This is a genomic window from Amycolatopsis arida (assembly GCF_900115565.1).
GTDB classification, from domain to species: Bacteria; Actinomycetota; Actinomycetes; order Mycobacteriales; family Pseudonocardiaceae; genus Yuhushiella; species Yuhushiella arida.
In genome coordinates this window covers 285,775-304,151 of the sequence record NZ_FOWW01000006.1, presented here as the reverse complement: position 1 = coordinate 304,151, position 18,377 = coordinate 285,775, and the positions used below count along the sequence as shown (strand labels likewise).

The 18,377-nt window shown below is 73.3% G+C and carries 21 protein-coding genes; 14 read left to right on the top strand and 7 right to left on the bottom strand.

What is annotated here, in order from left to right; genetic code table 11:
- Nucleotide 1: 1 nt before the first annotated feature.
- The 3 genes from BM051_RS18990 to soxR all read right to left on the bottom strand — a co-directional run bounded on the left by BM051_RS18990 (nt 2) and on the right by soxR (nt 3,620).
- On the bottom strand, nt 2–1,432 hold the full coding sequence (locus BM051_RS18990; RefSeq protein ID WP_092531877.1) for a condensation domain-containing protein: 1,431 nt from the start codon (nt 1,430–1,432) through the stop codon (nt 2–4).
- 19 nt (nt 1,433–1,451) lie between these two features.
- Entirely contained in the window at nt 1,452–2,879 is a 1,428-nt protein-coding gene (locus tag BM051_RS18985) for a condensation domain-containing protein (RefSeq protein WP_166677611.1), read from the bottom strand.
- Between the two features lie 279 nt (nt 2,880–3,158).
- On the bottom strand, nt 3,159–3,620 hold the full coding sequence (gene soxR, locus BM051_RS18980; RefSeq protein ID WP_092531870.1) for a redox-sensitive transcriptional activator SoxR: 462 nt from the start codon (nt 3,618–3,620) through the stop codon (nt 3,159–3,161).
- Between the two features lie 51 nt (nt 3,621–3,671).
- Between soxR and BM051_RS18975 the strand changes: the two genes are divergently transcribed.
- On the top strand, nt 3,672–4,397 hold the full coding sequence (locus tag BM051_RS18975) for a thiamine pyrophosphate-dependent enzyme (RefSeq protein WP_243859291.1): 726 nt from the start codon (nt 3,672–3,674) through the stop codon (nt 4,395–4,397).
- On the top strand, nt 4,394–5,281 hold the full coding sequence (locus BM051_RS18970; RefSeq protein ID WP_092531864.1) for a transketolase family protein: 888 nt from the start codon (nt 4,394–4,396) through the stop codon (nt 5,279–5,281). Before BM051_RS18975 ends, BM051_RS18970 begins: the two co-directional genes overlap by 4 nt.
- A 47-nt stretch (nt 5,282–5,328) precedes the next feature.
- Here the strand turns inward: BM051_RS18970 and BM051_RS18965 are convergent, their stop codons facing one another.
- Nucleotides 5,329–5,556 carry a hypothetical protein gene (locus tag BM051_RS18965; protein WP_092531862.1) on the bottom strand — a complete coding sequence of 76 codons (228 nt, stop codon included), beginning with the start codon at nt 5,554–5,556 and terminating at the stop codon, nt 5,329–5,331.
- Nucleotides 5,557–5,811: 255 nt separating this feature from the next.
- On the opposite strand from BM051_RS18965, the gene BM051_RS18960 reads away from it, so the two are divergent.
- From BM051_RS18960 to priA, 4 genes are all read left to right on the top strand, one after another.
- Entirely contained in the window at nt 5,812–6,924 is a 1,113-nt protein-coding gene (locus BM051_RS18960; RefSeq protein WP_243859292.1) for an MFS transporter, read from the top strand.
- Between the two features lie 9 nt (nt 6,925–6,933).
- Complete coding sequence (gene hisH / locus BM051_RS18955; RefSeq protein WP_092531859.1) at nt 6,934–7,563, top strand: imidazole glycerol phosphate synthase subunit HisH; 630 nt, start codon at nt 6,934–6,936, stop codon at nt 7,561–7,563.
- 60 nt (nt 7,564–7,623) lie between these two features.
- Complete coding sequence (locus BM051_RS18950; RefSeq protein WP_134045964.1) at nt 7,624–8,571, top strand: hypothetical protein; 948 nt, start codon at nt 7,624–7,626, stop codon at nt 8,569–8,571.
- Between the two features lie 221 nt (nt 8,572–8,792).
- Nucleotides 8,793–9,527, top strand: a complete 735-nt coding sequence (gene priA, locus BM051_RS18945; protein WP_092531853.1) for a bifunctional 1-(5-phosphoribosyl)-5-((5-phosphoribosylamino)methylideneamino)imidazole-4-carboxamide isomerase/phosphoribosylanthranilate isomerase PriA — start codon at nt 8,793–8,795, stop codon at nt 9,525–9,527.
- Here the strand turns inward: priA and BM051_RS18940 are convergent.
- Together BM051_RS18940 and BM051_RS28575 are read right to left on the bottom strand one after the other, a co-directional pair.
- Nucleotides 9,524–10,411: a TIGR03619 family F420-dependent LLM class oxidoreductase gene (locus BM051_RS18940; protein WP_243859293.1), complete on the bottom strand. Its 888-nt coding sequence runs from the start codon at nt 10,409–10,411 to the stop codon at nt 9,524–9,526. The two genes, priA and BM051_RS18940, sit on opposite strands and share 4 nt — an antisense overlap.
- Nucleotides 10,408–10,794, bottom strand: coding sequence for a PPOX class F420-dependent oxidoreductase (locus BM051_RS28575; RefSeq protein WP_243859294.1), 387 nt, complete (start codon nt 10,792–10,794; stop codon nt 10,408–10,410). The genes BM051_RS18940 and BM051_RS28575 overlap by 4 nt, the downstream gene beginning before the upstream one ends.
- 394 nt (nt 10,795–11,188) lie before the next feature.
- Here BM051_RS28575 and BM051_RS18935 point away from each other — a divergent pair, with 394 nt between their 5' ends.
- From BM051_RS18935 to hisI, 6 genes are all read left to right on the top strand, one after another.
- Entirely contained in the window at nt 11,189–12,403 is a 1,215-nt protein-coding gene (locus BM051_RS18935) for a TetR/AcrR family transcriptional regulator (RefSeq protein WP_166677612.1), read from the top strand.
- Nucleotides 12,404–12,472: 69 nt separating this feature from the next.
- Nucleotides 12,473–13,390 (top strand): helix-turn-helix domain-containing protein, encoded by a 918-nt coding sequence (locus tag BM051_RS18930; protein ID WP_243859295.1) that lies wholly within the window; start codon nt 12,473–12,475, stop codon nt 13,388–13,390.
- A 12-nt stretch (nt 13,391–13,402) separates the two neighbouring features.
- A complete protein-coding gene (locus BM051_RS18925) occupies nt 13,403–13,717 on the top strand; it encodes a DUF397 domain-containing protein (protein WP_092531841.1) in 315 nt (104 codons plus the stop codon).
- A 67-nt stretch (nt 13,718–13,784) separates the two neighbouring features.
- Nucleotides 13,785–14,558, top strand: a complete 774-nt coding sequence (gene hisF / locus BM051_RS18920) for an imidazole glycerol phosphate synthase subunit HisF (protein ID WP_092531838.1) — start codon at nt 13,785–13,787, stop codon at nt 14,556–14,558.
- Nucleotides 14,555–14,938 (top strand): hypothetical protein, encoded by a 384-nt coding sequence (locus tag BM051_RS18915; RefSeq protein ID WP_092531835.1) that lies wholly within the window; start codon nt 14,555–14,557, stop codon nt 14,936–14,938. The genes hisF and BM051_RS18915 overlap by 4 nt, the downstream gene beginning before the upstream one ends.
- Complete coding sequence (gene hisI, locus BM051_RS18910; RefSeq protein WP_092531832.1) at nt 14,935–15,345, top strand: phosphoribosyl-AMP cyclohydrolase; 411 nt, start codon at nt 14,935–14,937, stop codon at nt 15,343–15,345. The genes BM051_RS18915 and hisI overlap by 4 nt, the downstream gene beginning before the upstream one ends.
- A 162-nt stretch (nt 15,346–15,507) precedes the next feature.
- On the opposite strand, the gene BM051_RS18905 is transcribed toward hisI, so the two are convergent.
- On the bottom strand, nt 15,508–16,119 hold the full coding sequence (locus tag BM051_RS18905; protein WP_092531829.1) for a TetR/AcrR family transcriptional regulator: 612 nt from the start codon (nt 16,117–16,119) through the stop codon (nt 15,508–15,510).
- A 93-nt stretch (nt 16,120–16,212) separates the two neighbouring features.
- Here BM051_RS18905 and BM051_RS18900 point away from each other — a divergent pair, with 93 nt between their 5' ends.
- Nucleotides 16,213–17,775, top strand: a complete 1,563-nt coding sequence (locus BM051_RS18900) for an anthranilate synthase component I (protein WP_092531826.1) — start codon at nt 16,213–16,215, stop codon at nt 17,773–17,775.
- Nucleotides 17,776–17,836: 61 nt separating this feature from the next.
- The gene (locus BM051_RS18895; protein ID WP_092532178.1) at nt 17,837–18,349 is read left to right on the top strand and encodes a Trp biosynthesis-associated membrane protein; all 513 of its coding nucleotides are present in this window, start codon (nt 17,837–17,839) and stop codon (nt 18,347–18,349) included.
- The last annotated feature ends 28 nt before the right edge of the window (nt 18,350–18,377 follow it).

Here is an 18,377-nt window from a genome sequence, read left to right as displayed (position 1 = left end):
GCTAGGTCCCGGCGGCGGCCGGCGTCCGAACCGCGTAGTCCCCGGTCCGCGCGACGGTCCGCAGGATCTCCCGCACGTGCTCCAGGTAGCGTGGCACGTTGGCGCGCGCCTGCGGCGTGTCCGGGTGGCTGGCCTTGAGGTAGGTGCGCCGGGGCAGGCGGTTCACCCAGATCGGCACGTCATGGCTGTCGCCCGGCCCGCCGAGCACCTGGCAGTCGGACCGCTCCCAGTCCTCGGCACCGGGCGTGGGGCGGGTGTCGATGTAGGACACCATCGGCAGCACGGCCCGCGGGTCGGCCTGCACGTTCAGCGCCTCGGTCACCACCTCGGCCACCCGGTGCACCGACACCCCGGCGAGCCCGCGGGCCGCGGCGAACGCCTCCTGCGCCGGGCGGAGCACGTCGCCGAACCCGGCCGCCCCGGCCACCGGGAACCGCACCGGCACCAGGTTGATGAACCAGCCCTGGGTGGTGGCCCAGCGTGGCTCGTCGCGGGTGTGCACCACGGCCAGCCCCCGATAGCCGTCGAGCCCGGCCAGCTCGTGGTTGGCGATGCCGAGCGCGGCGAGCAGCCCGGCGGAGAACCCGCCGCCGAGCCGCTTGCAGGCCGCGGCGAACGCGTCGGCCTCGGCGGCGTCGAACAGGTCGAGGTCCACCGGCACCGCCGGGTAGGTGCCGTCCGGTGCGACGCCGAGGTCCAGCGGGAACCGCGGGGGCTGCCCGCCGCCGGAGATCCAGAAGTCCAGCCACTGCCGCACGGCCGGGGAGTCGGCGGTCACCTCGGCGGCCCTGGCACGCTCCAGGGCGCAGAAGTCGACATAGCTACCGGTTTCCGGCAAATCGGCCGGCGTGCCGTCGACCTCGGCCCGGTACAACCGGCGCAACTCATCGAAGACGAGGATGATCGAATAGCCGTCGGAATGCGCGTGGTCGACCGCGAAGTAAACGGTGGACGAATCGTCGCGAACGATCGCGCCGGCCACGAACGACGGCCACGTCAACGGGCTGGTGCCCTCGTCGAAACGATCGTGCAACCGTTCCCGGATCCGCTCCGCGGAATCGAATCGCCCGATCTCCTCGGTGCGGAGGGAGAACTCCGCGGCGGGCACCGCGTGCCGCCGCAGCCGGTCGGCGTCGAGCCGGAAGAAGGTGAGCAGCGTCGGGTGCCGGCGCACCCACTTCTCCAGCGCGGTCGCCATCGCGGTGGTGTCCAGCCGGCCGGGCAGGTCGAACACCGTCGCCAGCCACGGAGACTGGATCTTGCCTGACTCCTGGTTGGCCAGTGCCCGCCGGATGTGCCGCTCCTGTACGTACGACGGCGGCGCGGGGTGCGGTTCGGCGTGCTCGGCCGCGGCCGCGGTGTCCTGGCCGACCACCCACTCGACGAGCAGCCCCGGCCGGGGCCGGTAGTCCAGGATCGGTGTCATCAGCATGGTGTGCGTCCTTTCGGTGTCACCGGGTCGGAGCGATGTCCCCGGCCGGCAGCGTGGGCCGTTCCGGGATCGCGTAGGTGCCCTGCGCGGCGATCTCGTCGATGACCCGGCGCAGGTGCCCCAGGTAGCGGGTGACGTTGCGGCGGCCAGCGCCGGTGTCCGGGTGCCGGCAGGTCAGGTACACGCCCTCGGGCCCGCGGTGGATCCAGAGGTAGACCTCGTCGGCGGCGGCCGCCCTGCTGTGGAACGCGCAGGTGCGCCACTCCCGCCAACCCTGCGCGCCCGGGGTGTGCCGCATGTCCATGTAGGACACCACGAACCGCGGGCGCAGCGGCGCTCCCAGCAGCTCACCGACCCTGGCGACCGGTACCCGCGCCACCGGCCTCGCCTCCCTGGCCGCGGCCCGCGCGGTACGGGCGAGCTGGTGGAAGTTGCCCGCCCCGCCGATCGGGAACTCCACCGGCGCCAGCCCGATGTACCAGCCGAGCGAGTCCACCCACTCGGCCCCGTCGCGGGTGGAGAACGGGGCGAGCGCGCGGAACTCGCCGGCGCCGCTCACCTCGTGACCGGCGATGCCGAGACAGGCCAGCACGCCGGCGAGGAAGCTGCCGCCCGCCTTGGTGCACGCCGCGCCGAACGACTCGGCCTGCGCGGCGTCGAGCAGCCAGGTGCAGGTGCCGCGCTGGGGCACCAGCGCCGCGGGGCCGGCGCCGACGTCGAGCGGGAAGCCGGGCAGTTGCCCGCCGGCGTCGAGTACCCGCCGCCAGCGGGCCACCACCGGGGAGTCGGGTCCGACCGACTCCGTCTCGGCCCGCTCGCGGTGGGCGAACTCGAGGTAGCTGCCGACCTCCCGCAGGCACGGGGCGGCGCCGTCGCGGGCGGCGAGGTAGAGCGCGCGGATCTCGTTGGGGATCAGTAGGATGGAGTAACCATCCACATTGGCGTGGTCGAGTCCGAGGTAGATGGTGGTCGAGTCGGTGCGGTCCACGGTGACGACGGCGTACGACGGCCAGCCAAGGGGGTCGGTCACCCGGTCGAACAGGTCCGCGACGTGCGCGGCCACCGCGTCGCCGCGGCCGAGCTCGCCACGGTCGGTGTGGTGCAGGGCCACGCCGCCGGCGGGCAGCGTGGACCGGCACAGCCGGCCGTTCCGGTCGAACGAGAGCGCGCTCCGCAGCGTCTCGTGCCGGTCGATCCAGCGCAGCAGGGCCGCCCGCAGCGCGGTCGGGTCCAGCGGGCCGGGCAGCTCGAACGCGGTCGCCAGCCAGGTGGGGACCGGCCGGCCGGCGGTGTGTCGGACCAGCGCGTCGCGCACGTGGGCTTCCTGGACGTGCGAGGGCGGGCGGGGATCGGAGGCCCACCCGACCTCGGGCGAGGCCACCGTGGCGGTCCACTCGGTCAGCCTGCCCGGGCGCACGTCGTAGTTGGAGATCTCGGTGAACTTCATCCGCATGTCCTTTGCGAACAATTCGGACATCGGCGTCCGGGGGTAACCCGAGAGGGGGAGTCTGCGGGGGCGTTTCTTACGCTTTCCTTGCGCCGGAAGGGATTGTTCCTCTTCCCGTCGAGGCAACCCCGGGTCCGCGTCGACCGTGGTGGGCGGAGTTCTTCGAGGCGCACCCGCAGACTATTCACCGAGCGCCAAGAAAGGCAACGGGTCCACATTGTGAACCGCGGCACCGGACCATCCGAAAGTATTGTCCGGTGCGCTCGGGTGACGGGACCGTCAGATGCCGCCCTCGGTGGCGGGCTTGAGCCCACCGGCGCCGGGGCCGAACCGGGCGAGCTGGTCGTCCGGGTTGTTCAGGGTGCAGGTGCGCAGCGAGAGGCAGCCGCAGCCGATGCAGCCGGTCAGCCGGTCGCGCAGCCGCTGCAGCGCGTCGATCCGGGCGTCCAGCTCGGTCTGCCAGCCCTTGGACAGCCGGGCCCAGTCGGCCTTCGTGGGGGCGTGGTCCCTGGGCAGCGTCGACAGTCCCTGGCTGATCTCCTCCAGCGACAGGCCCACCCGCTGGGCGGCGCGGATGAACGCGATCCGGCGGAGCACCGCGCGCGGGTACCGCCGCTGGTTGCCCGCGGTGCGCTCGGCGAAGATCAACCCCTTGTCCTCGTAGAAGCGCAACGTCGTGTGCGGCACGCCGCTGCGCTCGGCGACCTGGCCGATGGTGAGGTGGTCGGCTAGCCTCGTCACGCTTCCACCATACCTTGACTTCGACTTTGGTCGAGGTTGCAGCGTGGGGGCATGACGAATGCAACGCTGACACCCGGCATGGCGTCCGGGCACTGGGACTACGACGACCTTCCCGCCCTCATCGCGCGGATGACCGGGGACGAGAAGCACGCCGCCGCCGCGGAGTCGACGCTGGACGCGCTGTGGGTGCTCTACGACCGGGTGCTGAACGTCGCGCCGGACACGGTCGACGACCCGGACCGCGACCGCTTCCTGCTGTCCAAGGGGCACGGTCCGATGGCCTACTACGCGGTGCTGACCGCCAAGGGATTCCTCGATCCGGACGAGCTGGCCGGCTGGGCCAGCGCGCGCTCCCGGCTGGGCCAGCATCCGGACCGGGTGCTGGTGCCCGGGGTGGAGATCAGCAGCGGCTCGCTCGGGCACGGGCTGCCGATCGCCGTGGGCGTCGCGCTCGGCCTGCGTGCCCAGCACCGCGGCACGCCGCGGGTGGTGGTGCTGGTCGGCGACGCCGAGCTGGACGAGGGCTCGAACTCCGAGGCCATCGTGCTCGCCGGGCGGGCCGGGCTGGACCGGCTCACCACGGTGGCGATCGACAACTCCTCCGCCACGCACGGCTGGCCGGGCGGCCTCGCCCGGCGGTTCGAGGTGGAGGGCTGGGCCACCCACACCGTGGACGGGCGCGACCACGACGGGCTGTACGCGGCGTTCACCGAACCCCATCCCGGGCGGCCGCTGGCAGTGGTGGCCGTCGTCGAGCCGGAGGAGGACCTGTCATGAGCATGCGGGAGACCTTCGTGTCCACCATCGCCGAGGCGTTGGACGACCACCCGAGGCTGGCGGTGGTGCTGGCCGACGTCTCGGCCGCCCGGCTGGACGAGGCCGCGCTCCGGCACCCCGGGCGGGTGATCAACGTCGGCATCCGTGAGCAGTTGCTGATCGGGGTGACCGCCGGGCTCGCGCTGTCCGGGCTGCGGCCGGTGGCGCACACGTTCCCGTCGTTCCTCGTCGAGCGGCCGTACGAGCAGGTCAAGCTCGACCTGACGCATCAGGGCGCCGGGGCTGTGCTGGTGTCCTCCGGCGGGTCCTACGACATGTCGACGGCCGGGCGGACCCACCAGTCGCCGGCGGACGTGGCGCTGCTCGACGCCATTCCCGGGTGGACGGTGCACGTGCCGGGGCATCCGGAGGAGGCGCGCCGGCTGCTGCTCGACGCGCTGCCCGGGGACGGCACCGTCTATCTGAGGCTGTCCGAGGCGGAGAACGCGACGCCGCGGCTCGGTGCCGGGACGCAGCTGGTCCGGCGCGGGCGCCGGGGTGTGGTGCTCGCGGTGGGGCCGATGCTGGACCGGGTGCTGGAGGCGACCCGCGGGGTGGACGTGACGGTGCTGTACGCGATGACCGTGCGCCCGTTCGACGCGCGGCTGCTGCGCTCGGCCGTGGCCGACGCGACCCCTGAGGTGGTGCTCGTGGAGCCCTACCTGGCCGGAACGTCGGCCCACCAGGTGGCCGAGGCGCTGGCCGACGTGCCGCACCGGCTGCGGTCGCTGGGCGTGCGGCGGGACACCGAGGTGCGGATGTACGGCGACATGGCCAACCACGACCTGGCGCACGGCCTGGACGAGGCGTCGATCGCCGCGGCGGTGAAGGACTTCCTGGCCTAGCGGGACGGCCCCCGCTCGCGCCGAGGCCGGCTGCCCCGCTCGCGCCGTCAGCGGCGGCGGTCGTCGTCCTGGCCGGGGGCGTGGCGCCGGCCAGGACGACGCTCCCCGTGCCGGCGCGGCCCGGTGGACACCTGGTCGGTGCGCGCCCGGCGCCGGGTCTGTCGGGGGATCAACGCGCGTGGACTCAGGAGGTCGGAGAACACCGGGAAGGGCTCGCTGTCGATGTCGCGCCGCCACGCGCGGAGCAACCGGTTCAGCTTGTCGTCGGCGGCCATGCGTCGCCTCCCGATAGGGCTCACCCCCAGAGTACCCGCGCGTCCCCCAACCCAAACGTGTCCGCGCTCTGTGTACGCGTGTTCGCCGCCCACGTCGCCGTGTTGGCCGCCCGCGTCGCCGTGTTGGCCGGTCACGAACGGCGGGTGTGGCCGGGGCCACCGCGCGTGGGACTCGTCCGGTGAGCAGGTGCGCACGTGTCGTGCCGAGCGAGAGCCCCGTCCCGACCGACACCGGTCACCGGCTAGAAAGGCGCGGTGTCCCCACTGCGTGATCGCGACTTCCGGCTGCTCCTGAGCGTCACGGTGACCGTGATCGCCGGCTTCGCCCTGCTGTTGCCGGTGGTGCCCATGTGGGTGACGCACCAGGGCGCGGGGGAGCTCGCCGCGGGCGGGTCCACCGGGGTGTTCATGGCCAGCACGGTGCTCGCCCAGTTCGCGGTGCCCACGCTCGTCCGGGCCCGCGGCTACCGGATGGCCTTGCTGCTCGGCGCGCTGCTGCTCGGACCACCCACGGCGCTGCTCGTCCTCGCCACCGACGCGCCGGGCATCCTGGCCATCTCCTTCGTCCGCGGCCTCGGCTTCGGCCTGGTGACGGTGTGCGGCAGCGCATTGGTCGCCGAGCTGCTGCCCCGTGAGGTGCTGGCCCGCGGCGCCGGGCTGCACGGGCTGGCCACCGGCGTGCCCCAACTGGTCGGCATGCCGGCCGGCCCGTGGCTGGCGACGCACCTCGGGTTCCCCGCGGTGTTCCTGCTCGCGGCCGCGTTGCCGGCGGTCGGCGTCGTGCTGACCGCGCTGCTGCGCGACGTCACCCCGGCCGCCGCCGACGACCGCTATCGGCTCGCGTTGCTGACCGCGACGTGGCGGCCGTGGCTGGTGATGCTCGCCGGCTCCACCGGGTACGGCGCGCTGGCGACCTTCCTGCCGATCGTGCTCGGCGGCTCGGGCACGGTCGCGCTGCTGGTGGTGGCCGGAACGGCGCTGCTGGCCCGGTGGACCGCCGGGCGGATCGCCGGCGGGGTCGCCGGAGCGGGGCGGATGCTGCCGTTCGCACTGGCTGGGGTGGGCCTGGGCCTGCTGGGATTCGCCGCGACCACCGGCACGCCGGCGCTGGCGGTGGCGGCGGTCGCCCTGTTCGGCGTCGGGTTCGGGGTGGTGCAGAACGACGCGCTGGTGCTGATGTTCAGCAGGGCCGCCGCCGGGCCGGCGAGTGTGGCGTGGAACGTGGCCTTCGACGCCGGGCAGGGGCTCGGCGCGGTGGCGGTCGGCGCGATGGTCGGGGCCACCGGCTTCCCCGTCGCGTTCGGACTGCTCGGCGTCGCGGCGCTGGTGTTGCTGCCCGTCGCGATAACCGGTCGCGGGCGCGGCTAACCTGGACGGGTGCCTCGCGTCGTGATCCTGGACTACGGTTCCGGCAACCTCCGCTCCGCCGAGCGCGCCGTGCGCCGTGTCGGCGCCGACGTCGAGGTCACCGCCGACCCGCACGCCGCGCTCGACGCCGACGGGCTGGTCGTGCCGGGCGTCGGCGCGTTCGCCGCGTGCATGGAGGGCCTGCTCGCCGTCGGCGGCGAGAAGATCATCGGCACCCGGCTCGCCGGCGGCCGCCCCGTGCTCGGCATCTGCGTGGGCATGCAGATCCTCTTCGAGCGTGGTGTGGAGCACGACGTGGCGGCCGACGGCGTGGGCGAGTGGCCGGGCACCGTGGAGCGCCTGCACGCCGACGTCCTGCCGCACATGGGGTGGAACACGGTCCGCGCGCCGGAGGACTCCGGGTTGTTCGCCGGGCTGCCGGCCGATACCCGGTTCTACTTCGTGCACTCCTACGCGGTGCGCCGGTGGGAGCTGGAGTCGGGGCTGCCCGGGCGGCAGCCCAGGGTCACCTGGGCGCACCACGGCGAGGACTTCGTCGCCGCCGCGGAGAACGGGCCGCTCTGGGCGACGCAGTTCCACCCGGAGAAGTCCGGCGACGCCGGGGCGCACCTGCTGGAGAACTGGCTGCGCACGCTGTAGGGAACGGGGGCTGGGGGCCTGCGCACGGGTGTGTGGGCCCTCGTCACGCTGCTGGCCGTCGTGATCACGGTGAACGGCGCGCGGGTGGAGCTGACGCTCGACCAGGTGGTGCCCGACCGCGCCCGGCTCTACCTCGGCCGGTACGCGAGCGACCCCGGACGGATCAGCACGGCTGATGACCTGCGGGTGGGGCGGCTGGACTCGGCCGCGCTGCGCCGCCCGGCCGGCTCGGCGCTGCGGTACGTCGGCTACTACGCCGCGCGGCTGCACCCGGCCGGTGGCGACCACCTGCCGGAGGTGACCGGCCGGAGCAACCTCAACTGGGTGAACATCAGCGACTACGACCGCTACCGGCCGGAGACGCTGGCCGACTGTGCGCCCCGGTCGTGCGTGGTCTACGCCGGCCACGAGTTCTTCGACTGCGCGTCCGGCGCCTGTCGGCTGCACGCCGAGGCCGAGCGGCGCTGGGGTGTGCTCGCCGCGCAGGTGCGCCCGTACCTGGACCGGGTCGGCGCGTTCTACCTGCTGGACGAGCCGTTCCACCGGGGTGCGACGTTCGCCGACGTGCGGCGGTCGGCGCGGCTGATCGAGGGCACCTACCCGGACGTGCCGGTGATGATGGAGGCCGGGCCGAAGGTCGACGCGAACCTGCGGGTGCCCGACGAGGTGGACTGGGTGGGCTTCGACTGGTACTGCCGGCCGATGGCCGAGATCGAGCGGCTGGCGGCGACGTTGGAGCGGCAGGCGCCGGGGCGGCCGGTGTTCCTGCTCCCGGAGGCCGCTCCACGGTGTCCGGGGCAGACCGACGCCGTGGTGGCGCAACGCCTCCGGGAGTACCCGCGGATCGCCGAGGCACGCCCGCGGGTGGCGGGGCTGATGCTGTTCGGGCCATGGACGGGCGTCGGACCGGGCGACCCGCCGGCGGGGCGGCCGACGCCGTCGAAGCACCCACGCTCGGGCGACGCCGTGGAGCGGATCGCCGCGCGCATCCTCGGGGCCACCAGGTAGCCGAGCCCAGCCGGTCGTCGTCGGCCCGTGACACCGTTGCCGCGCGGGCCGCCGTCGATCGACACGGTGACGAGTTCGGACGCGACCCCCGCGACAACTGGAGGTGGACGTGGGCCCGCCGGAGGCGATCACCCGGCAGTGCCGGCGTGGTTCGTTCCCTTCGTCACTGCCGGTCGGGGCCGCCCGGTCGGTGGCCCGCCGGTGGCTCTTATAGTGGCCGCGTGACCTTCACCCTGCTTCCCGCCGTGGACGTGGCCGACGGCCGGGCCGTGCGCCTGGTGCGCGGCGAGGCCGGCACCGAGACCGCGTACGGCGACCCGCTGGAGGCGGCCCTCACCTGGCAGCGCGATGGTGCCGAGTGGATCCACCTGGTGGACCTGGACGCGGCCTTCGGCAAGGGCAGCAACCGCGAGCTGCTGGCCGAGGTGGTCGGGAAGCTGGACGTGCACGTGGAGCTCTCCGGCGGGATCCGCGACGACGAGTCGCTCGCCGCGGCGCTGGGCACCGGGGCGCGGCGGGTCAACCTCGGCACCGCGGCGCTGGAGGACCCGGAGTGGAGCGCCAGGGTGGTGTCCGAGCACGGCGACCGGGTGGCGATCGGGCTGGACGTGTGGATCACCGGGGCTGGCCACCGGCTCGCCGCGCGCGGCTGGACCCAGGACGGCGGCGACCTGTGGGAGGTGCTGGACCGGCTCGACCGGGACGGTGCCCAGCGGTACGTGGTGACCGACGTCAGCAAGGACGGGACGCTCAAGGGGCCGAACCTTGACCTGCTGCGCGAGGTGACCGCCCGCACCGACGCGGCGGTGATCGCCTCCGGCGGAGTGTCCAGTGTGGACGACCTGCGCGCACTGGCGGCGCTGTCCCGGGACGGCGTGGAGGGCGCGATCGTCGGCAAGGCCCTGTACGCCGGCGCGTTCACCCTCCCCGAGGCCCTCGCCGCGGTCGCCGGCTAGTCGCTCTGCTTGCCCAGCCCGAACCGCCGGGCGAACGCGAACATCTCGGCGCGCTGCTCGGCCGGCTCCGTGGCTGGGCTGGACACGACGACGCGGGTCACCCCCTGGGCGGTCAACTCCTCGGCCCGAGCGACGGTGAGGTCGATCGACGCCGACCGGGTGTACTCCAGCGCGTTCGGGTCGCGGCCCGCCTCCGCGGCCGCCGCGCGCGCGATCTCCAGTTGGACGGCACGCTCGTCCGGATGCACGATCCCGCCGGGGAAGTACCCGTCGCCGAGGCGTCCGGCTCGCCGGGCGGCCGCGCGAGTCGAACCACCGACATGGATGGGCAGGCCGGTGGAGCCGTGGGGCCTCGGGACGCTGAACAGGTCGTCGAAGGCGAAGAACTCGCCGTGGAAGCTGACGCCGTCCTCGCCGCCGGCCCAGAGCAGGCGTAACACGTCGATCGCCTCGTCGGCTCGGCGGCCGCGGGTGCGGAAGTCGACACCCACCGCCTGTGCCTCACCTGGCAGCGCGCCGATGCCGACGGTGAGCAGCCGCATACGTCCGCGGGACAGGACGTCGATGGTCGCGAGCCGCTTGGCGAGAATCACCGGATGGTGATACGGCAGCACCAGCACAGCCGTGCCGAGCAGGAGCCGACACGTGGCCGCGGCGACGAAGCTCAGGCAGTCGAGCGGGTCCAGATAGGGCAGTGACGATGGCAGCTCCAGCGCTCCGATCGCCGCGCCGCGGTACAGCGCCACGTGTTCGGGAAGGTAGAGCGCCTCGAACCCGCAGTCCTCGGCGTGCCGTGCGTAGGCGATGATCGTGTCGGGGTCGGTGCCGTGGTAGGGCGGGCTGTAGCTGATCGCGAACTTCATCCGGGTCAGATCGGCACTCACGCGGCCGAATTCAGCCGCACCGCGATGCCGACCGTGCGCCGTGTGCCGCCGCGCAACCGGCTGAACAGCATCGTCACCCGCCCGATCACGCCGTACTTGCGAGCGATCGCGTCCCGCACCCGCGCCGAGCCCGCGGCGTCGAGCAGCCGAGCCCGGCCGGGCACGGTCGGACCGTGCGTACGCCGCCCGCGCACGTCACACGCCGTGACCTCCACCCGGTCGTCCCGCCGCAGCCGCTTGACCTTGCCGGCGTCCCGCGCGCTCCACACCACCAGCTCACCGTCCAGCGGCGCCGCCCACACCGGCGTCGACACCGGCTCGCCGCTCTTCCGGAACGTCGTCAGCAACACGTACTTCTCGGCACTCAACCGCTCCACGCTCACGACGATGACCCTACCTTCCTGGTTGGCTGAGCGGATTTCTGCTCGCACGAGCAGATGTCGGTGCACATGCCGGTCACGGAGCGGGCCCGGCGGGCGCGGATCGTCGACGCCGCCATCGTCACGATCCGAGCCGAGGGAGCTGCCCGAGCCCGACGACAGTCTGTCGACAGTGGACCGCCGAGCCCGCGCCGGTCACCGACCCGTGGTGCGTGAGGGCGCCGGCGCGGCACCTTCCGGCGGCGCACCCGGCGCGGGATATTCAGGAGCGGCCTGCTCGCCGGCCTATCGTCGGAGGCGGCGGGTCGCACCCCAGCTCACCCGGATGGGGGCGATCGAGGTAACGCTCCGGCACCGTTCGGTGGCCTGGCGTACCAGCGGGCGGAAGAATGGGTGGGTGAACTCCTCCGCCCTCGTGTCGCCGTCGCCGGCCGACCGGCCGCGCCGGCGCCCGCGCAACCGCAAGGTGCTGATCCTGCGCGCCGCGGGGGAGCTGTTCCTGCGCGACGGGTACCACGCCACCTCGCTGTGGGACGTCGCCGACGCGGTGGGGATCACCTCGACCGCCATCTACCGGCACTTCCGTAGCAAGGAGGACCTGCTCGCCCGCACCCTGTTCGCCCACCTAGAACAGATCGAGACACGCCTCGCCGGCCTGGACGGCGTGAGGTCGGATCCGGACGCGGTGCTGCGCGAGCTGGCCGGGCTCGCCCTCGAGATGCGGGGCGTGCCCGCGCTGTGGCAGCGCGAGGCCCGCAACCTCGCCCGGCCGGTGCGCCGCGAGCTGCTCCACCGGGTCGGCCGGCTGGCCGGCACGCTCGCCGGCATCGCCCGCGCCTGGCGGCCCGAGCTGGACCCGGCCGACGCCGACTTCCTCGGCTGGTGCGCGCTGTCGGTGCTGGGCAGCCCGTCCTACCACGCGGTGCGGATGCCACGGCCGGAGTTCGAGTGGCTGCTGCGCCGGCTGATCCACGCCGCGTTCGCCGCGCCGCTGCACCCGGCCGGCGACGGCACCGCCCCGCGCCCGCACCGCCGGCTCGACCTCGGGTCCCGGCGGGAACGCGTGCTCGCCGCGGCCACCCGGCTCTTCCACGAGCGCGGCTACACGGCGGTGGGCATCGAGGAGATCGCCGAGGCCGCCGGCATCACCGGCCCGACCATCTACCACCACTTCACCGGCAAGGCGGAGATCCTGGCCGCGGTGCTCGGCCGCGGCGTGGAGTGGATGCGGCTGTACACCTCGCGCGCGTTCGCCGAGGGGCGCACCCCGCGCGAGGTGCTGGACCTGCTGCTGACCTCGTACGTGGACGTCACCCTCGACCACCCCGACCTGATCGGCATCCTGGTCAGCGAGGTGATCCACCTGCCGCCTGAGGAGGCGCGGAAGTACCGGCGGATCCAGCGGGACGGCATCGACGAGTGGGTGCGGCTGCTGCGGGAGGACCGGCCCCCTGCCGAGAGAGCAGCGTGGAGTCCGGCGGCGGCTCGGGTCGTGGCCCAGGCGGTGATCATGATGGTCAACGACCTCACCCGGCTGCCGCCGATGCGCCGGCGCGCGCACCTGGCCGCGGACATCGTGTCGGTGGGCCGCGCGGTGTTGTTCGTTCGGTGAACCGGGGGCCGGTTCCCCGCTCGTGTGTGTGGACAAACCGGATAGTCGGATTTGCGGCACTGACACACGGTGCGCCCCTTCGGTGAATTCGTCGCGCCACTCCCCGGAAACGTCGCCACTTCGGTCTATTTTCACCTCATGACAGACCGAGACACGACCGTGCGCAGCCGCGAGCTCGGTGAGGCGCTGCGCAGGGGAATGGAACGCAGGGGAATGACCGGCCGGGACGTCGCCAGGATGCTCGGCTGGTCCGACAGCCGCGTCTCCCGGCTGCTGAGCGGGAAGCGCGGGGGAAGGGAGGTGGACATCTCGGCGGTGTGCGCCACCACCCGGATCATCGGCCCGGAGCGGGAGCGGCTGCTCAAGCTGTGCCGCGACGTCAACACCCCGGGCTGGCTGCAGCGCCACGGCGCCCGCCTGCCGAAGCAGCTGCGCACGTTGGTGGACCACGAGAACAAGGCCACGAAGATCACCGACTTCCAGCCGATGGTGGTGCCCGGCTTGCTACAGACCGAGGACTACGCGCGAGGGCTACTGTCCGGCCTCGGCACCCTGCCGGAGGAGGAGCTCGACGATCGGGTGACGGCACGGATGGAGCGACAGAAGATGCTCGGCAACTGTCGCTGCGAGCACTTCACCTTCTTCATCCACGAGTTCGCGTTGCGGTTGCCGGTGGGTAGTAACGAGGTGATGTCCGACCAGCTTCATCACTTGCTGCGTATGTCGGTGCGCCCGTATATCACCATTCGGGTGATTTCCGCTGCTGCGGGTGTACACGCCGGAATCGCCGGTGCCTTCAAGCTCATGGAGTTCGCGGACATTACTCCGGTCGTGTATCTCGACAGCCAGACCGCCTGCCTGTTCCTGGAGGAGCACGATGAGATCGGGGCATATCGGCGAGTGCTGGACGTGCTCGCGGACATCGCCCTGGATGAGGGAGAATCGAGGGAGGTGATTGCCAGGCTGGCAACCGAGCTCTACCCGTAGCCGGAGGACCGCATGGAGTGGCGCACGAGCAGCTACAGCACCCAGAACGGCGACTGCGTCGAGGTCGCCTGGCGCAAGAGCAGCTACAGCGCCACCAAGGACGGTTGTGTGGAAGTGGGCTGGCAGAAGAGCACGCACAGCACCGGCAGCGGTGACTGTGTCGAGGTCGGCTGGCAGAAGAGCAGCCACAGCGCCACCCAGAACGGCTGTGTCGAGGTGGGGTGGCGGGCGCCGGTGGCACTGGTGCGCGACTCCAAGAACCCGGCCGCCGGCGCCCTCGCCGTCGGACCGGCCCAGTGGTGGGCCTTCCTGGCCACCCTGCGCTGACCCGCACCCGCGCACCCCGGCCCACCCACGCGGGCCCGCGTCCCGAGTCGGCCCGTACGCTGGACGTATGTCCGTCGCGGTGAGGGTGATCCCGTGTCTCGACGTGGACGCGGGACGGGTGGTCAAGGGCGTGAACTTCGCCGGCCTGCGGGACGCGGGCGATCCCGTGGAGCTGGCGCGCGCCTACGACGCCGAGGGCGCCGACGAGCTGACCTTCCTCGACGTCACCGCCTCCTCCGGCAACCGGGAGACCACCTTCGACGTGGTGCGCCGCACCGCCGAGCAGGTGTTCATCCCGCTCACCGTCGGCGGCGGGGTGCGCGGCACCGACGACGTCGACCGGCTGCTGCGCGCCGGCGCGGACAAGGTGAGCGTCAACACCGCCGCCATCGCCCGCCCCGAGCTGCTGCGCGAGGCGTCCCGCCGGTTCGGCGCCCAGTGCGTCGTGCTGTCCGTCGACGCCCGCCGGGTGCCCGAGGGCGGCCCAACCACCCCGTCCGGCTTCGAGGTCACCACGCACGGCGGCCGGCGCGGCACCGGCATCGACGCGGTGGAGTGGGCGGCCCGCGGCGAGGAGCTGGGCGTCGGCGAGATCCTGCTCAACTCGATGGACGCCGACGGCACCAAGGCCGGCTTCGACCTGGAGCTGATCGAGCTGGTGCGCGAGGCCGTGCGGGTCCCGGTGATCGCCAGCGGCGGCGCGGGCCGGCCCGAGCACTTCCCCCCGGCGGTGCGCGCCGGTGCCGACGCCGTGCTGGCCGCGAGCGTGTTCCACTTCGGCGAGCTGAAGATCGGCGACGTCAAGCGGGCGTTGCGCACCGAGGGGATCGAGGTCCGGTGAGCGTCGAGGTGCGGCGGGTGCCGGTGGAGGTCAAGGTCGTCGTCGCGCTGCTGGTCGGCGTGGCGCTGGTGTACCTCGCGCTCGCCGGGGTGATGGTGGCCTCTACCGCCGCCGACGCGCGGACGTTGCTGATGCCGGCCACCGGGTTGCTGCTCGGCGGGCTGGTCGCCGGCGGGATCATGCTGCGCAACGCGTTCGCCCGGATGGCCGGGTTCGTGGTGGTGGTGCTGTTCGCGGTGCTGCACGCGTTCTTCCTGCTGGCCGCGGCGCTGCTCTGGGTGAAGCTGTTCTCCCTGCTCGCGGCGGCCGGCTACGTCTACGCCGGGGTGCTGCTCAACTCGCGCCCGCTGCGCCGGTACGTGCTCGGGGACCGCGCGTGACCACGCCTCTCGATCCGGCGGACCCGGCGGACCCGGCACGGTCCGCTGGGCCGGCCGGGACCCTCGACCCGGCGGTGGCCGCCCGGCTCAAGCGCACTCCGGACGGCCTCGTCTGCGCCGTGGTGGTGGAGCACGACACGTCCGACGTGCTGATGGTGGCGTGGATGAACGACGAGGCGCTCGCCCGCACCCTGGCCACCCGCCGGGCCACGTACTGGTCCCGCAGCCGACAGCGGCTCTGGGTGAAGGGTGAGACGTCCGGCCACACCCAGCACGTCCGTGAGGTGCGCCTCGACTGCGACGGCGACACCCTGCTGGTGCGCGTCGACCAGACCGGCCCGGCCTGCCACACCGGCACCCACACCTGCTTCGACACGGAAGCCCGCCTCCTCCTCCCCGACACCTGACCCACGTGTCCGCGCCCCCTGCACACGTGTCCGCGCTCCCTGCACGCGTGTCCGCGCTCCCTGCACGCGTGTTTGCGCCGCACGGCGCGGACACCTGATCACAGACCGCGGACACCTGATCACAGACCGCGGACACCTGATCACAGGTCGCGGACACACGCGTTAATCGAGGGGGCCGGTGAGGTAGCGCTGCAGGGTGGGGGCGATGGTGGCCACCAGGGTTTCCACGTCGGCCGACGCGATCGGCTCGAACTCGGCGACGTAGCGGGCCATCCCGAGCCCGATCATCTGCGTCGCGCACAGCCCGGCCCGCAGCTCGGGCTGGTCGCAGCCGGCCGCCTCGGTGACCCCGGCGAAGATGTGCCTGATCAGCACCTCCCTGAGCACCCGCAGCGCCTCCGGTCGGGTGGTGACGCTGCGGATCAGCGCCGTGAACACCGCGCCGCCGGCCCCGTCCCAGCGGGTGACGAACGCGCGGATGATGCGCTCGCCCAGCCTCGCGGGGTCGCCGGGCACCACCGTGTCCAGCACGTCCCGCGGGTCGAACGGCACCTGCAGCACGGCCTGCGCGAACAGGCCCTCCTTGCCGCGGAACCAGTGGTTCACCATGGCCGCGTCCACCCCGGCGCGAGCCGCGATCGCGCGCACCGTCGCGCCGTCGTAGCCGGACTCGGCGAACACCTCGCGCGCGGCGGCGAGCAGCGCCTCCCGCGTATCCTGGCCGGCGGGTCGGCGACCCCGCCGGCGGCCGGACGGTGACTTGGCCGACGTCATGGGCCCATCATGCCCGACCAGCGCAATGCTTTCAACGAGCGTTGAATTATGCCCCGTTCCGGCGTCGTCGGAGGGTAGCGGCACAATGTCCGCATGGTCGAAGCCCTCAGCTCCAGCGCCACCGGGCTCGGCGCGGTGAGCCCGGACCGCCTGGAGTTCCGCGCGCTGGCCGAGGGGCGCCGGGTCATCCCGGTGGTCCGCCGGCTGCTCGCCGACGCGGACACCCCCGTCTCGCTCTACCGCAAGCTCGCCGGTGGCCGCCCCGGCACGTTCCTGTTCGAGTCGGCGGAGAACGGGCAGTCCTGGTCGCGCTGGTCGTTCGTGGGGGTGCACAGCCCGGCCGCGCTCACCGTCCGGGACGGCAGGGCGGTGTGGACCGGCACCCCGATCGCCGGCCTTCCCGAGGCGGAGAACCCGCTGGTCGCGCTGCGCGAGACGATCGAACTGCTGCACACCGAGCCACTGCCCGGCATGCCCCCGCTGACCGGCGGGATGGTCGGCTACATCGGCTACGACGCCGTGCGCTGGCTGGAACGGCTGCCCGAGCTGGCCGAGCGGGACATCGACATCCCCGAGCTGACCATGCTGCTGGCCACCGACCTGGCCGCCTTCGACCACCACGAGGGCACGGTCACGCTCATCGCGAACGCGGTGAACTGGGACGACTCGCCGGAACGGGTCGACGCCGCCTACGACGACGCGGTGCGCCGGCTGGACCGGATGACCGCCCAGCTCGCCGCGCCCGCCCCGGCCACCAACGCCGTGTTCGACCGGCCCGTGCCCGAGTTCACCCGGCGCCGCGACAAGGCCGACTTCCACGCCGCCGTGCGCGCGGCCGTGGAGGCCATCCACGCCGGTGAGGCGTTCCAGATCGTGCCCTCGCAACGGTTCGAGATGGCCACCGACGCCGACCCGCTGGACATCTACCGCGTCCTGCGCACCTCCAACCCCAGCCCGTACATGTACCTGCTCCGGCTGGACGGCTTCGACATCGTCGGCTCCAGCCCGGAGTCCCTGGTCACCGTGCGCGACGGCCGGGCCAGCACCCACCCGATCGCCGGCACCCGCTGGCGCGGGGCCGACCCGGACGAGGACGCCCAGCTCGCCAAGGACCTGCTCGCCGACGACAAGGAGCGCGCCGAGCACCTGATGCTGGTCGACCTGGGCCGCAACGACCTCGGCAAGGTGTGCGCGCCGGGCTCGGTGCACGTCGTGGACTTCTTCGCCATCGAGCGGTACAGCCACGTGATGCACATCGTGTCCACCGTCACCGGCGAGCTGGCCGAGGGGCGCACCGCGTTCGACGCCGTGGTCGCCTGCTTCCCGGCCGGCACCCTCTCCGGCGCGCCCAAGGTGCGGGCGATGGAGCTGATCGAGGAGCTCGAGCCGACCCGCCGCGGGCTGTACGGCGGCGTGGTGGGCTACCTGGACTTCGCCGGCGACGCCGACACCGCCATCGCGATCCGCACCGCGCTGATCCGCGACGGGGTGGCGTACGTGCAGGCCGGCGGGGGCGTCGTCGCCGACTCCGACCCCGACTACGAGGACAACGAGTCGCTGAACAAGGCGCGCACCGTGCTCTCCGCGATCGCCGCCGCGCAGACGATGCGACCCGCCGGTGCGCTGGACCCCGGTGAGGACCGGGCCGGTGTCTGACCCCACACCCGACCCCGAGCCCGATCCCGCTTCCGACCGCGCCGACAAGCGTCCACTCTGGATCGTCGTGGCGGCGCTGGCGCTGGGCGCCGCGGCGTTGTGGGGCGCGTCGCGGCTCACCTGGCTGGCCGAGCCGAGGGCGGCCGGGGTGCGCGGAACCGTGCTGCACACCGAGGACGGCGCGCAGGCCGCGGTCGCGCTGGTGCCCCTCGCGGTGCTCGCGCTCGCCGGCGTCGCCGGGATGGTCGCCACCGGTGGCTGGCCGCGCCGGCTGCTCGGCGCGGTGCTGGTGCTGGCCGGGCTGGCCGCGGCCTGGATCGCCGTTGACGGCGCGCGCACGAGTGGTTACCCCGCGGGTGCACCGGTCGGCGAGATGCTCGCCGCGCACGGATTGGCGCTGGTCGGCGGGCTGCTCGTCGCCGCCGGTGGGGCGCTCGGTCTGCGCTGGGCCGGCCGGATGCCGCGGCTGGGCGCCCGCTACTCGGCGCCCGGTGCGAAACACCGCCCCGCCGATTCCGATGCCCACCTGTGGGAGGCACTGTCCGACGGGGAGGATCCGACGATCGGTCGCTGAGTTGCTCGACCCGGCACCGGTGAAGCGG